The sequence below is a fragment of the Oscillospiraceae bacterium genome (genome assembly GCA_015067255.1).
Lineage (GTDB): Bacteria > Bacillota > Clostridia > Oscillospirales > SIG519 > SIG519.
The window spans coordinates 1-14,144 of the sequence record SVMS01000017.1; the positions used below are offsets into that span (position 1 = coordinate 1).

Consider the following 14,144-nt stretch of genomic DNA (forward strand, 5'->3'; position numbering starts at 1 on the left):
TTCCATAAAAAATATAGGAAAAGAGTAGAACTCCTTTCCTATATCAATTTTAAAAATTAGCTTCAACCGCTTATGTTTTTTCCTTTTCTGCGGTCTGTGCCTTTTTCGACAGTCTGTTTTTTATTTGTTTTTGCTCAATTCGTTTATAAGGTCAATAAAGCCGCCGTCGTCAATTCCCATTTCTCCGTCAGCTTCATTCTCTTCGCTGGGTGTTTCAATGTTCAAAGCCTTTGCATTGGGATTAAACATATTATTGATATTTCCCTCAAAGCCTGTAGCAATAACAGTTACGCACATTTCATCGGTAAAGCTTTCGTCAAAGGAAGTACCCCAGATAATGTTTGCATTATCGTGAGCCGCTTCGTAGATAAGTCCGGAAGCTGTTTCGATTTCATCAAGAGTAATATCGGGAGATGCAGTGATGTTGATAATAACACCCTTTGCACCGTTGATTGAGCTTTCAAGCAAGGGAGATGACATAGCAATTTTTGCAGCAGCCTCTGCCTTGTCTTTTCCTGCAGCCTTACCTACGCCCATATGAGCATAGCCTGCATCTGTCATAACAGCGGAAATATCAGCAAAGTCAAGGTTTACTATACCGGGCTTCATAATAAGGTCGGAAATACCTTGAACGCCCTGACGCAAAACATCGTCTGCAATTATAAATGCGTTCTGGAAGGTTATCTTCTGTTCAGAAACGAATTTCAATCTTTCATTGGGGATAACTACAAGAGAGTCAACTCTTGCCTTGAGGGTTTCAATACCGGTGGTTGCCTTGCTCATACGGCTTTTGCCTTCAAAGGTAAAGGGCTTTGTTACTATACCTACTGTAAGTATACCCATTTCCTTTGCAATTTCAGCAACAACGGGAGCTGCTCCTGTTCCTGTGCCGCCGCCCATACCGGCAGTTATAAATACCATATCGGCATTTCTTAAAGCATCGGCAATAGCCTCTCTGCTCTCTTCGGCTGCACGCTTACCCTTTTCAGGATCTGCACCTGCGCCCTGACCTTTTGTAAGTTTTTCTCCTATTTGAATTTTATTAGAAGCTCTGGAACGGAACAAAGCCTGAATATCTGTATTGATAGATATAAATTCAACGCCCTCAATACCCGCTTCAATCATACGGTCAATAGCGTTATTTCCTGCTCCTCCGACACCTATAACTTTAATAAGCACTGCTTCATCACTTGTGGGTGCTAAACGAACCGGCATATTAAAAATCCTCCTTATATAAACTTCCTTATTTTTCACAAATATACTATTATATTTTATAACAAGATATTGTATTTTGCAAGTGTTTTTTAAAAAAATTTCCACAAAATTTATGTTTATTATTCAGATATTTCCGAAGAAACGTTTTCCTCAGGTAAATCAGAGGAAATTTCCTCGTTTTCATCGCTTGGAAGCGCATCTGTTATAAGAAGACCTCTCTCGGTCAAATATTTTGACTGCGGTATATCTCCGCTGTATGTAGCTTTATTTGACACGGTTTCAGTAAGGTCCATAAGGGCAAACTGAGGTTTTGGATTTCTGTCCATTATATATCTGAAAAACTCAAATTTACGTGTCAAATTTTCATTCGTGCCTAAATTTACAACGATACAGCCCTCATATTCAAAAGCAAGTCTGCTTGCTCTTCCTATGTTGAGCATAGTTACTTTTTCGGTAATTCCGAAGCTTTCAAACTGCTCCATAAGTGCCAAATACATTTCATAGGTTATATTATCCTTAAACTGAGGGATTTCTCCCACTGTATTTGCAACTATTCCCGAGCCAAAAAGCTGCATACTTGTTTCGGGCTTTTCATTTTTATTTGCCAGTACCTTTCCCTTACTGCTTAAAAGCACGTAACCGCCCGTTGTTTCAAGATATGCCGCTTGCTTTGCCTGTGTAATTTTAATGATAATGGTATTGGGTAAATTTCTTTCAATAACTGCTTCTTCAACAAAAGGAAGCAGATTTTCTATTTTATCGCATATGCTGAATTTATTTAATGCAAACATATTATCTTCAAGCTCTATGCCCGAAGCTGCGATAATTTCTTCATTAATATATATACTTTCTCCCTCTACTTTTATTTCCTTGACATCAAAAAACAGTGTTATAGAGGTTATTACAACCGCAAGCATCAAAAGCACAAAAAGAATAACAAAAAAGGCTTTGCTTCTCTTTTTGCGGCGTTTTTTTCTTCTTTGTCTTTCAGACGGAGCTTGAACTTGTGTCTTTTTAGGTTCCGGCGCTTTTCTGACAATAGCCAATCTTGTTTCACTTCCTAAATCTTTTTGATATCTGCTCCCAATGAGGAAAGAGCATATTCTATGTTTTCATATCCTCTTTCAATATGAAAAATTTTATCTATCTGTGTAGTTCCTTTAGCCATAAGCCCTGCAATAACAAGGGCGGCTCCGCCTCTTAAATCGGTCGCCTCAACGCTTGAGCCTGTAAGATATTTAACGCCGTCAATTATAGCAAGTCTGTCCTCTGTGCGAATTTTCGCACCCATTCTTGCAAGCTCCTGTATATACTTATATCGGCTTTGAAAAACAGTTTCAACTATTATGCTTGTTCCCGTTGCAACCGTTAAATATGCGCAAAGCAACGCCTGAGCATCTGTGGGAAAGCCCGGAAAAGGCATTGTTCTTACCGTATTCAAAGCTTTTGGAACAGGAGCATTTAAAAGCTCAATACTGTCATTATATAGCTTAAAACGGCAGCCTGCATCAGACATCGCAGAAAGCACTGCCGAAAGGTCCGTATATTTTGTTTTACAAAGCTTTACTCTTCCGCCTGTTGCGGCGGCGCACATAAGATAGGTAGCTGTAACTATTCTGTCAGGCATAACGCTGTGCTCTGCGCAGTTAAGCTTTTTTACACCCTCTATAATTATTGTATCAGTTCCTGCGCCTGTAATTTTTGCTCCCATTTTAACAAGAAAGCTTTGTAAATCAACAATTTCAGGCTCTCTTGCCGCATTGTTTATTACAGTCGTACCTTCTGCACAGCAGGCGCAGAGCATAATATTTTCAGTTGCTCCCACCGAGGGCAATCTCAGGTCAATGCTTGCACCCTTAAGCCCTTTGGGACATTCGCAATATAAATACCCGTACTCGTCCTTTACACTGACACCCATTTTCCTAAGTGCTTCTATATGAATGTCTATGGGACGTGGGCCAAGCTCACAGCCACCCGGTAAGCTTACCTTAGCCTTTCTGAATTTTCCCAGAATTGCACCTAAAAAGACTATAGATGACCTCATTTTTCTCATAAGGTTATCAGGTATTTCCCATTTATAAGCGTCCCCGGCATCTATATACACCGTGCCGTTTGAAAAGTCGGTTTTACAGCCCAACTCTTCAAGAATTTCAGTTGCCGCCTGTGTATCTGACAAGCGCGGGCAATTATGTATAACTGATTTTCCGCTTCCCATAAGGCTTGCTGCAAGTATAGGTAAAAGGCTGTTTTTTGCACCTTGAACATCTATGGTGCCGTCAAGCCTTATTCCCGAATTGATAAGTAGCTTGGGCATATTATAAACCTCCAAAAAATCTGTTCGATTTATAATATGCAAAATAACATTTTTAGTGAAAAACTATATTTCTTTGAAAATGCTTGACACTATATCAGAAACAGCATTTTCTTTTTTGAATTTGAGCATATTGGAAGACATTTGCTCAAGCCTGTTTTGTGAAATGATTTCTTTTACAGTAGTGTATAAAAGCTCTGCTGTCAAATCCTTATCTTCAATTAAAACAGCGGCATCCTTATCTGCAAAAACCTTTGCATTTTTATACTGATGATTTTCAGATACATTGGGAGAAGGAATTATAATTGCAGGCTTTCCTATTGCCGCAAGCTCTGCAAGAGTTATTGCACCTGCTCTGCATATAACCAAATCTGCCGCCGCAAGAACTCTTGGCATATCGTGTATATATTCGATAACTCTTATATCTCCCGAAGAGGTAAAGCCAAGCCCTCTTTTTTTAAGCTCCTGCTTCATATACTCCTTATCACGTTTTCCTGTGGCGTGAAGATGTATAAACCTTGAGTCTTTCTTTGACTCTTCAAGCATACCTAAAGCGGCATCGTTTATTCTTTTTGCGCCTAAGCTACCCCCAAAGGATACTACAAAAGGCCTTTCATCTATTCCAAGCACTCTTCTTGATGAAGATTTATCAAGGCTTAAAATATCGTTTCTTATGGGATTACCTGTAACTACCAATCTGTCCCCATATTGCTTTTTCTGTTCTTCATTAGGCTCAAAGCTTACAAATATTTTGTCCGCTTTTTTTGCAAGAAGCCGTGTCGTTACGCCCCAATACGCATTTTGTTCGTGAATAAAGGTTTTTATACCCATTTTTTGAGCCGCACTGAGTAAGGGTCCTGAAACGTAACCGCCAGTACCTATTGCAAAATCGGGAGAAAATTCTTTTATTATTTTTTTAGCGTCGCTTTTTGCCTTTAAAGCTTTGAATGCAATTTTAATATTTTTAAGGGAAAGTGAGCGCAAAAATCCCGAAACATCAATAAATTTTATAGGATATCCCTCTTGAGGAACAAGGGTCGATTCAAGACCTCTTTTTGTTCCCACAAACATAATTTTTGCATTAGGATTTTTTCTTTTTATTTCATTGGCTATTGACAGAGCAGGATTTATATGTCCCGCTGTGCCGCCGCCCGATATCAATACCTTTATGATAATTACCCCCAAAAAATTTTACGGTATCACGTCTTATTCAGCCTTGCGCTTCGTGATACCGAAAGCACAATTCCCATTTCGCCAAGCAGCATCATAAGCGACGTTCCGCCATAGCTGAAAAAAGGAAGCGAAATTCCCGTTACGGGAACAGTATTTGTAGCAACCGCTATATTGAAAAGCACCTGGAAGGAAAGCTGTGCCATTATTCCCACAGTCATAAGAGATGAAAATTTATCAGGTGCAGACCATGCAATTACAAAGCCTCTGTAAATAAGAAGCGCAAAAATAACTATTATAATAAAAGCTCCTATAAAGCCTAATTCCTCGCATATTATAGAGAAAATACAGTCGTTGTGAGGCTCGGGCAAATATAAATACTTTTGTCTTGAACGTCCAAGTCCCAAGCCGAAAAGACCGCCTGAGCCTATGGCATAAAGGGACTGTAATGTCTGGAAGCCTTTTCCCAAGGGGTCGGAGGCAGGGTCTAACCAAGCAGCTATTCTGTTCTGCATATATCCCATTTTAAAAATCATAAACAGAGCGCCGCTGCCGCCCAAACCACCGATTATTGCAAGCCACCTTACCTTTGTGCCTCCGATAATCATAAGAGAAAGTCCTGTAAGACCTATAATAACGGTTCCCGAAAGGTGAGGCTGAATAACAACCAAAAGACAGGTTATTCCCAAAATCGCTCCGGGATAAAGAAGACCGTTTTTAAATTTGTTCATTTTGTTATAGTTTTTTGAAATATAAAAAGCAAGCATAATGACTACGGCAAGCTTTGCAACCTCTGAGGGCTGAAAACGTACTCCCGCAATTTCAAGCCAACGTCCTGCACCCTTTGAGGTCTGTCCTATAAGCCTTACGGCTACCAATAAAACATTGGAAACTATAAACAGAGGGAATGCCGCAACACGCCACATATTATAATGAACTCTCGATGCAAAAAACATTGCAACTAAACCTATAACGGCAAAAACAAGCTGTTTTTTTATATAATAAGCGCTGTCATCATATTCAAAATAGCCCTTTGCAAAGCTTGCAGAGTACATCATTACAAGTCCTATAACAAGCAGTAGCATAACAAGGAGGAAAAAAGGCCAATCGAATGATACCGACTTATTTAAAAGAGCTAATTTTTTTTGCTTTTTTATAGCATTTGTATTATCCAAAGGCTTAACCTCCTATCTTTATTTTAAAATAAAATATATCCTATTACAGCAAATACACAGCTGATTGCCGTAAACACATAAACGATTTTGGTTTCCTTCCAGCCGCACATCTCAAAATGATGATGTATAGGGCTCATTTTGAAAACTCTTTTCTTAGTAAGCTTAAATACAAGAACCTGTATAACAACAGATAAAGCCTCGCAAATAAAGACAATTGCAACAATAATTACAAGCAAAGGTTTATTAAGTGCAAAGGGAACAAGAGCTACCGCACCGCCTAAAAATAGGGAGCCTGTATCGCCCATAAAGACCTTTGCAGGATTGAAATTGTAAATCAGAAAGCCTGCACAACCGCCCAACACAGCCGCCGCCGCAGAGGATATTCCCACAGCATTCATATCAAGTGCTATTGCGCAAAAGCATACCATAGGCGCTAAAGTAACAGATGCCGCAAGACCGTCTACACCGTCAGTGAGATTGACTGCATTTACAACAAAGACTATTACTATAACAGAAATAATATAATAAAACCAACTTAGCTCTATGCCGTTTTCAAAAAAAGGAATCTGAAGCTTAGTAGAAATATATCCGTTTGAGGCAAGATACACAATATATGCTGTTGCCGTCAAAACCTGTAATATCAGCTTTTGTAATGCTGTCAAGCCTAAGTTTCTTTTCTTGACAACCTTTATAAAATCGTCAACAAAGCCTATCAAGCCGAAAATAAGACAGGCAGTTACAGTAGCAATCACTCTGAAATCCTTTTGTGATGCCCAGCTGAACGCTGTTACACCAACAGCAACAATAGCTCCCGCAATAAACATAAGTCCGCCCATTGTAGGTGTGCCGTTTTTGTTTTTATGCCATGCAGGTCCTATGTCCTTAATGCTCTGTCCGAATTTCAGTCTGCGAAGCAAGGGAATTATAAAAGGTCCCGCTGCCGCTGTTACAGCAAAAGATATTAACGCTGATATTACTATATTTAACATTCCTTTTATCCCTCTTCTCCTACTATTCCTTCTATTAACTCTTCCATTTTCATTCCACGGCTTCCCTTTACAAGCACGCAGTTGCCGTCTGTTGATAGCTCTTTAATTTTTTCAATACACTTTTGCTTTTCTGCTGCTTCAAAGCAAAAAATCTTTTCTTGACTCAGTCCTACGCTCATAGCTCCTTTTTTATAGCTTTGAGCATACTCACCGTATAAAATAAGAGTGTCAATTCCAAAGGCTGATTTTCCAACCTTTTCGTGAAGAATGGGAGCGCTTTTGCCAAGCTCAAGAATATCTCCCAGCACCGCTATTTTTTTATTGCCCTCTAAGGTTCTTAAAACGTCAAGCGCCGCTTTCATACTGTCAGGGCTTGCATTATAGCAGTCCTCAATTATTGTAAAATTTTCTTTTTTAATAATATTTTGTCTTTGTCCTACAGTTTTAAAAAGAGAAATTCCCGAAGCCGCTTCCTGCAAGGATAGTCCCAAAGCAGAGCCTGCCGCAGTTGCCGCAAGACAGTTGTATACATAGTGAAGTCCGACGGCACGTATACAACAGTTTATAGTATTTTGCTTATATATAATGTCAAATTCTGTCCTGTCATTATATATTTTTATATTGTTGGCTCGAACATCACATTCGCTGTTGTCAATTCCGTAGGAAATATACATATGCACGAATTTATTTCTTGCTTCCCAAAGCTTTTTATCGTCGCCGTTGATAACAAGAACTCCGTCTGCATACATTCCGTTTTCTATTTCAAGCTTAGCCTTTAAAATATTTTCAACGCTTCCCAGCTTTTCAATATGGGAAACACCTATATTTGTTATTACTCCAACGTCGGGCTTTGCAATATGGGACATAGCCGCAATTTCTCCCAAGCCGCTCATTCCCATTTCAAAGATTGCAGCCTCAAAGCTGCTGTCCAAATCAAAAACAGATAAGGGCATACCTATTGTACTGTTGAGATTTCCCTCGTTTTTAAGAGTTTTATATTTTTGATTCATAACAAGAGCGCACAGCTCTTTTGTTGTAGTTTTTCCAACGCTTCCCGTTACCGCTATAACGGGTACTGCAAATTTCTTGCGATAGCTTTCGGCAAGGCTTTGTAAGGCTAAAAGAGTAGAGGACACCTTTATAACGGTTATTCCGCAATCCTCTATATCCTTTTCCACAAGCACTGCCGTTGCACCGCTCTGTGCAACCTGCTGACAAAAATCATGTCCGTCAGCCTTTTGCCCCTGTATCGCTATAAATAAAGAGCCTTCTTTAGCTTTTCTGCTGTCTATACAAACGTTTGAAACAGTTGTATCCTCTCTGCCGAAAACTATTTCTCCCGAACAGCTTTTTGCAATATCTCCTGTTGTAATAATTTCCAATTAAAATCACACCTTCCAAGGTGGCCGTGTTTTTGCCAAAACTCAGCTTTCCTTCATAAGAATTTCTTTAATGACCTCACGCTCGTCAAAATGTATTGTCATATCTTTAAGTATCTGATAGGTTTCGTGTCCCTTTCCTGCAAGCAATATAACGTCGCCCTTTTGTGCGCTTCCAAGCGCAAAGGCAATAGCCTCACGTCTGTCAGGAATTACCGTTTGAGTTGCTTTTTCAGGCTGAACTCCTGCCAGAATATCCATTATTATTTTGTTTGGCTCCTCTGTTCTGGGATTGTCGGAGGTAATTATTATATTGTCTGCAAGCTCGCAGGCTATTTTTCCCATCATCGGACGTTTTGTTTTGTCCCTGTCCCCTCCGCAGCCGAAAAGTACAGTTAATTTTCCCTCTTTGGGAATATCTCTTAAGGTTGTTATTGCTTTTTCAAGTCCGTCGGGAGTATGGGCATAATCTATTATAACCGTAAAATCCTTGTTTGTAGGAACAATTTCCATTCTTCCGCAAACACCCGGTGCGCTTTTCAACGCCTTTGCCGCAACGTCTGAACGCACTCCGTTAGCTATTGCAATAGCGACAGCACACAGAGCATTGTATACTGAAAATTTACCGGGAATACCTATAAAGGTATTGTATTTCTTATCGTCAAAGCACATAGTAAAATACGAACCGTTTGCACGGCTTACAATATTCTGCGCTCTCAGTCTTGCCTCGTTTTCTATTCCGTAGGTAATAAGCTTTTTATCTCCCGCACGTTCAAGAAAAGCGGGTGCGCTTTCATCGTCAACATTTATTACCGCAATTTCCGACATATCAATAAGCTTTAGCTTTTCATTCAGATAGTTTTCCATTGTGCCGTGATAGTCAAGGTGGTCTCTTGTAAGATTAGTAAAAGCGCCTACCTTAAAATCTATACCGTGTACTCTGTTTTGCGCCAGAGCGTGAGATGAAACTTCCATAACTACGTCAGTTATTTCGGTATCTACCATTTTCTTAAAAAGCTGTTGCAGAGCTACAGGCTCGGGAGTAGTATAATTTGAAGCTTCTTTTCCCTCTCCCGTTATATTTTCCACAGTGCCTATAAGTCCTGCCGATATGCCGCTTTTAGACATTATATATTGGCTCAGATATCCTGTTGTGGTTTTTCCGTTTGTTCCCGTTATTCCTGAAACGCTGAGCTGTTCTACGGGATTATTTAAAAAGTTTGCATATAGCTTTGCAATTGCTATTCTTGTGTCCTCAACTATAAGCTGTGTACAGCTTACATCGCATTTTTTTGTAACTACAGCTGCAACTGCTCCGTTTTGCACAGCCTCTTGAATAAAATCGTGGCCGTCTACACTTACTCCTTCAATGGCAACAAACAACGCTCCCTCAGTTACTTTTTTACTGTTTGTCACTATTGAGCTTATCTCTGTATCTTCAAATTCTCCGAAATATTTTATTCCGTTTATAAGCTTGGATAAAAGCATTTATTACCCTTCCTTTCAGACAAGGCCGTCAGTTTGTAATTTCGTCGGAAACAATTCTCATTTCTACAGTAACGGTGCTTCCCGTCTTAACCATTTCTCCTATTGCAGGAGTGCAGGAATAAACGACAAAGTCGCCGTTTCCTCCTGTGGAATTGAATTTCGCACTCAGTCCCGCATTTATAAGAGCTTGATTTGCCTTTGATGCCGAAAGCCCTTTTATATTAGGTACAGTAGTTTTTTCGGGCGGTACTGCATCGCCTGTATATACAACTACTTTTCCGTTTGCAACCATTTTCTGTCCAGCATAAGGAAGCTGATTTTTTACTGTGTCTCCGTCTCCTACCACCGTTATTGAAAGCTTTGAATTTTTCAAGGTGTTTCTTGCATCGTCAACACTCATATTAACAACATTCGGAACATTGACTTCACTCTTCAAAAGCTCTTCAACGGAAAGAGTAGGCTCTATTCCCAAGTAGGGAAGCACGTCTGAAAGAATTTGTCTTGACATAGGCGCTACCTGCAAGCCGCCGGAAACTCTTGTAGGAATGTTGGGCTCGTCAAGTAATAAAAGCAATGCTATTTCCGGGTCGTCTGCCGGCGCAACAGATAAGAAGGAAATAAGTCTTTTATCGGCTATACCCGCTTCGTTCTTTTTATCTGTTTTCTCCGACGTTCCCGTTTTTCCGCCTATACGGTAGCCTGCAATTGCAGAGTTTCTTCCCGAGCCGTTTGTTACAACAGACTCTAAAAGAGTTCTTACCTGTGTCGATGTTTCCTCTGAAATAACTTGACGAACTACCTTTTTGGAGAAGCTTTCCACTACATTTCCGTTTTCGTCTACAATTTCTTTTACTATATTAGGCTCAAGCAAATAACCTCCGTTTACCGAAGCGGCAACTGCTGTTATCATTTGCAGAGGAGTTATTTTAAAGTTCTGTCCAAAGGAATAAACCGCCAAATCGACATTAGTCATCTCATTGAGCTGAACATAAGATGCTCTTGCAGCTTCACCTGGAAGCTGTATGCCCGTTTTAGAGAAAAATCCAAAAGCAGAAGCGTAATTATATGTTTTAGCAACGCCTACACGCAAGCCTACTGTAATAAACACGGGGTTACAGGAATTGTAAAAGCCCTGAACAAAGTTTTCGTGTCCGTGTCCTGTTCTCTTATCACAGCCTATTGACCTTCCCCAGCCCTCTACCTTTATTCCTCCGGTACAGTAGAAGCTATCGTTAAAAGTAGTAACGTCTTCTTCTAAGGCTATTGCTGCGGTTATGGTTTTGTAAACAGAGCCGGGCATATACTGGTCACTTATTGCTTTGTTTCTCCACATAGCATTAAGCGCTTTGCTTCTTGCTGTTTTATACTCTTCTTCGCTAAGCTCAGAAAGAGCTGACAAAACCTTTTCGTCGGTTATTGTAAAAGGCTCATTGAGGTCAAAATCGGGTTTTACCGACATAGCTAAAATTTCACCGGTTTTTACATTCATAATTATTCCGGCGCCACGTTCCTCAACGTTATAATCCTCTACCGCCTGTTCCAATGTTTTTTCAAGAAAATGCTGAATAACCTCATCAATAGTCAACACTATGCTGTCGCCGTTCTGAGGCTCAATATACATCTGATTGTCGTAGTCAAGCTCGCTTCCCTTTGCATTTGTCGCTGTTATTATTCTTCCGGGAACGCCTGAAAGATAAGAATCAAAATATTGTTCAACACCTGCAAGACCTTGATTATCTGAGCCTGTAAAGCCTATTACGTGAGATGCAAAATTTCCAAAGGGATAATATCTTTTGGGGTCCTCTGCGATATTTACACAAAGAGTTAGCTTATTTTCTTTTATAAAGTCAAGAACCTTATCGGAAACCTCCTGCTCAACTCTTCTTTCAACTACCTCGTAAAAGGTTTTCTTTTCGCATATTTTTATAATTTTCTCACGATATTCCGAAACCTCTTCCGGAGTAGTTCCCAATATTTCAGGAAGTCCCGATATTATAGCCTGCTTTTGTGTATCGTTTTTTATAGAAGCAGGAGCTACGTATACAAGATATGCAGTTGCGGAAGCGGCAAGAATTTTTCCGTTTCTGTCGTATATAGTTCCTCTTTGCGCCGCTATGCTTATATCCCTTGTCTGTTGGTCAATTGCCTTTTTCTGATAATATTCATAATTCAAAATCTGCAATTTAAAAAGATTGACAAGAAGCACGGAAAAACCGCCGATAATTATAACGAGTGCCAACGCAATTATTCTTTTATACATAGGTTTTGTAGCACCTTTAGCCATCCTGTCACTCTCCTCATTTAATGTCAAAATGCAGAACACAACTTTTGCAGCTATATTGCCGATTTTAGATTTCCTTTGTTTTTAGGGCAATTCTGCTCAACTCATTTGCATTCTGCATTACATATAAATTATATTTATCTTTAGCTTAAAAATTCCAAAAAAATCGAAAATTGTCTTAAAGCTTCGTCAAATATACCACTCGACACATCCTCTATATATTCGACTTTATCCTCCGACGGAATACTTATGTATTCTATTTGATTTTTGTCGATTTTAATAAGCCCTAATTCTGTCTGAGCCCTTAATTCTATTGTGGATAAATCGGTTCTTTTTTCTAATGAAATATTAAGACGCTTCTTTTCATTCTGAAGCTCGCTCAATTCATTTTTTAAGCTTGATGCCTTTAAGGTAAGCTCATTGAGCTGAGCATCTCCGTATACCTTTATTCCCAAAAGTGCGACAATAAGCAGTGTAAATACAACAGTGTATGCACTTACAAATTTTTTCTTTTTCTTCTTGGGAACAACCTGAGTTTCCCTTGTAATACTGCTCATTTTCTCACTTCCGTTCTTTTCAAAATTTCAATTTCTATAATATTTGCGCTACCCTCAGTTTTGCGCTGTGCGCTCTTCTGTTATTTTCAAGCTCTTGCTGTGTTGCCGTTATAGGTTTTTTTGTTATAAGCTTTACCTTGGGCTTGTTGCCGCAAACGCATACAGGAAACTCTTTTGGACATATACAACCCGTTGCCAAAGAGGTAAAAGCTGTTTTAACAAGTCTGTCCTCTAAAGAATGAAAGGTTATCACCGCTATTCTTCCGTCCTTTGCTACGCAATCTGTAAGCTGTGATAAAACCTCTTCCAATACCTTTGTTTCTAAATTTACTTCCATTCGGATTGCCTGAAAGCTTCGTTTTGCAGGGTGCTTGTTTTCCCATCTTGAAGATGGAGGAAAGGCGCTCTTAATTATGGCGGAAAGGTCTGCCGTCGTCACTATGGGCGCCTTTTGTCTAACACTAACAATCTTCGAAGCGATTTTAGCAGAATTCTTTTCTTCCCCATAGGTGAAAAGTATTCTCTTTAAATCCTCATATGAATATGTATTTACAAGCTCGTATGCATCAAAGGACTGCTGCCTGTCCATTCGCATATCAAGTCTTGCCTCTGAATTATAAGAAAAGCCTCTTTCTTCACTGTCAAGCTGAAAGGAGGAAACGCCTAAATCCATAAGCACTCCGTCAACCTTGTCTATCTGAAGCTCATCAAGAATTCCCCGAAGACGTGAAAAATTGCTTTTTACAACTGTTACTCTGTCGGAAAACTTGCTCAGTCTTTCTTTGCCTGCCTTTATGGCATCGTCGTCCTGGTCAATGGCTATAAGCCTTCCGCTTTTCAGCCTTTGTGCAATAAGACTGCTGTGCCCTGCTCCGCCCATAGTACAGTCAACATATATTCCGTTTTCCTTTATGTTCAGCGCTTCAATACATTCATTCGCAAGCACCGGAATATGTACAAAATCTATCATATATCCAAATCGTTATCGTCTATAAGGGCTTCAATATTTACCTGTATATCATTTCCGTAATGCTCATTCCAGGAGTTTTTGTCCCAGATTTCACAGTTCTTGGAAACACCTGCAATTACTATCTCTTTATCAAGCATTGCATACTCTCTCAAATCCTGAGGAATAATTATTCTGCCCTGCTTGTCATACTCACCGTCTATGGCATTTGAATAAAAATGACGGCGAAGCTCCTTACCCTTGGTTCCGCTTATCAAATCTATCTTTTCTTTGAGAATTGCCCACTGAGAAGCAGGATAAATATCAAGATATCTTCCCGAGCCCTTTGTTACTACAAAGCCCTCTCCCAGCTCTTCACGATACTTAGCGGGAATAATTACTCTGCCCTTGGCATCAAGGGTATGAAAATACTTTCCCATAAATGACATATGCAGTTATTCCCCCTTTCAAAAATCGGTCGATTTACCACTTTGTTTCACAAAATGGGCTAATTCACCACCATTTGTTATTATTATACCACTAAACAAGAAAAAATCAAGTGTTTTTTCTATTTTAAAGTTTTACAATTTTAGACATTTTTTTACTATCTAAAACACTATATATAGTATATAC

The 14,144-nt window shown here is 39.5% G+C and carries 12 protein-coding genes; all 12 read right to left on the reverse strand.

The genetic code is table 11. The features are described 5' to 3' along the window. Positions 1-120: 120 nt before the first annotated feature. Positions 121-1,215: a cell division protein FtsZ gene (gene ftsZ / locus E7480_05200; GenBank protein MBE6903985.1), complete on the reverse strand. Its 1,095-nt coding sequence runs from the start codon at positions 1,213-1,215 to the stop codon at positions 121-123. Between the two features lie 119 nt (positions 1,216-1,334). Then, on the reverse strand, positions 1,335-2,261 hold the full coding sequence (locus E7480_05205; GenBank protein MBE6903986.1) for an FtsQ-type POTRA domain-containing protein: 927 nt from the start codon (positions 2,259-2,261) through the stop codon (positions 1,335-1,337). Positions 2,262-2,275: 14 nt separating this feature from the next. Then, positions 2,276-3,529, reverse strand: a complete 1,254-nt coding sequence (gene murA, locus E7480_05210; GenBank protein ID MBE6903987.1) for a UDP-N-acetylglucosamine 1-carboxyvinyltransferase — start codon at positions 3,527-3,529, stop codon at positions 2,276-2,278. A gap of 63 nt (positions 3,530-3,592) precedes the next feature. Continuing rightward, entirely contained in the window at positions 3,593-4,711 is a 1,119-nt protein-coding gene (gene murG, locus E7480_05215) for an undecaprenyldiphospho-muramoylpentapeptide beta-N-acetylglucosaminyltransferase (GenBank protein ID MBE6903988.1), read from the reverse strand. Between the two features lie 14 nt (positions 4,712-4,725). Next, the gene (ftsW, locus tag E7480_05220; protein ID MBE6903989.1) at positions 4,726-5,781 is read right to left on the reverse strand and encodes a putative lipid II flippase FtsW; all 1,056 of its coding nucleotides are present in this window, start codon (positions 5,779-5,781) and stop codon (positions 4,726-4,728) included. A gap of 113 nt (positions 5,782-5,894) precedes the next feature. Next, on the reverse strand, positions 5,895-6,860 hold the full coding sequence (locus E7480_05225) for a phospho-N-acetylmuramoyl-pentapeptide-transferase (GenBank protein ID MBE6903990.1): 966 nt from the start codon (positions 6,858-6,860) through the stop codon (positions 5,895-5,897). A 5-nt stretch (positions 6,861-6,865) separates the two neighbouring features. Further along, positions 6,866-8,242: a UDP-N-acetylmuramoyl-tripeptide--D-alanyl-D-alanine ligase gene (locus E7480_05230; GenBank protein MBE6903991.1), complete on the reverse strand. Its 1,377-nt coding sequence runs from the start codon at positions 8,240-8,242 to the stop codon at positions 6,866-6,868. Positions 8,243-8,284: 42 nt separating this feature from the next. Further along, positions 8,285-9,727 carry a UDP-N-acetylmuramoyl-L-alanyl-D-glutamate--2,6-diaminopimelate ligase gene (locus E7480_05235; GenBank protein MBE6903992.1) on the reverse strand — a complete coding sequence of 481 codons (1,443 nt, stop codon included), beginning with the start codon at positions 9,725-9,727 and terminating at the stop codon, positions 8,285-8,287. A gap of 28 nt (positions 9,728-9,755) precedes the next feature. Next, a complete protein-coding gene (locus tag E7480_05240) occupies positions 9,756-12,011 on the reverse strand; it encodes a PASTA domain-containing protein (GenBank protein ID MBE6903993.1) in 2,256 nt (751 codons plus the stop codon). Positions 12,012-12,151: 140 nt separating this feature from the next. After that, the gene (locus E7480_05245; protein MBE6903994.1) at positions 12,152-12,565 is read right to left on the reverse strand and encodes a hypothetical protein; all 414 of its coding nucleotides are present in this window, start codon (positions 12,563-12,565) and stop codon (positions 12,152-12,154) included. A gap of 34 nt (positions 12,566-12,599) precedes the next feature. Next, complete coding sequence (gene rsmH / locus E7480_05250) at positions 12,600-13,532, reverse strand: 16S rRNA (cytosine(1402)-N(4))-methyltransferase RsmH (GenBank protein MBE6903995.1); 933 nt, start codon at positions 13,530-13,532, stop codon at positions 12,600-12,602. Next, entirely contained in the window at positions 13,532-13,960 is a 429-nt protein-coding gene (gene mraZ / locus E7480_05255; protein ID MBE6903996.1) for a division/cell wall cluster transcriptional repressor MraZ, read from the reverse strand. Before mraZ ends, rsmH begins: the two co-directional genes overlap by 1 nt. Positions 13,961-14,144: the final 184 nt, after the last annotated feature.

Bases quoted from the DNA above. Each gene is read 5' to 3' on its own strand.
- ftsZ (MBE6903985.1), bottom strand. From the start codon at position 1,215: ATGCCGGTTCGTTTAGCACCCACAAGTGATGAAGCAGTGCTTATTAAA.
- mraZ (MBE6903996.1), bottom strand. From the start codon at position 13,960: ATGTCATTTATGGGAAAGTATTTTCATACCCTTGATGCCAAGGGCAGA.
- E7480_05235 (MBE6903992.1), bottom strand. From the start codon at position 9,727: ATGCTTTTATCCAAGCTTATAAACGGAATAAAATATTTCGGAGAATTT.
- E7480_05240 (MBE6903993.1), bottom strand. From the start codon at position 12,011: ATGGCTAAAGGTGCTACAAAACCTATGTATAAAAGAATAATTGCGTTG.
- E7480_05245 (MBE6903994.1), bottom strand. From the start codon at position 12,565: ATGAGCAGTATTACAAGGGAAACTCAGGTTGTTCCCAAGAAGAAAAAG.
- ftsW (MBE6903989.1), bottom strand. From the start codon at position 5,781: ATGCTACTGCTTGTTATAGGACTTGTAATGATGTACTCTGCAAGCTTT.
- murA (MBE6903987.1), bottom strand. From the start codon at position 3,529: ATGCCCAAGCTACTTATCAATTCGGGAATAAGGCTTGACGGCACCATA.
- E7480_05225 (MBE6903990.1), bottom strand. From the start codon at position 6,860: ATGTTAAATATAGTAATATCAGCGTTAATATCTTTTGCTGTAACAGCG.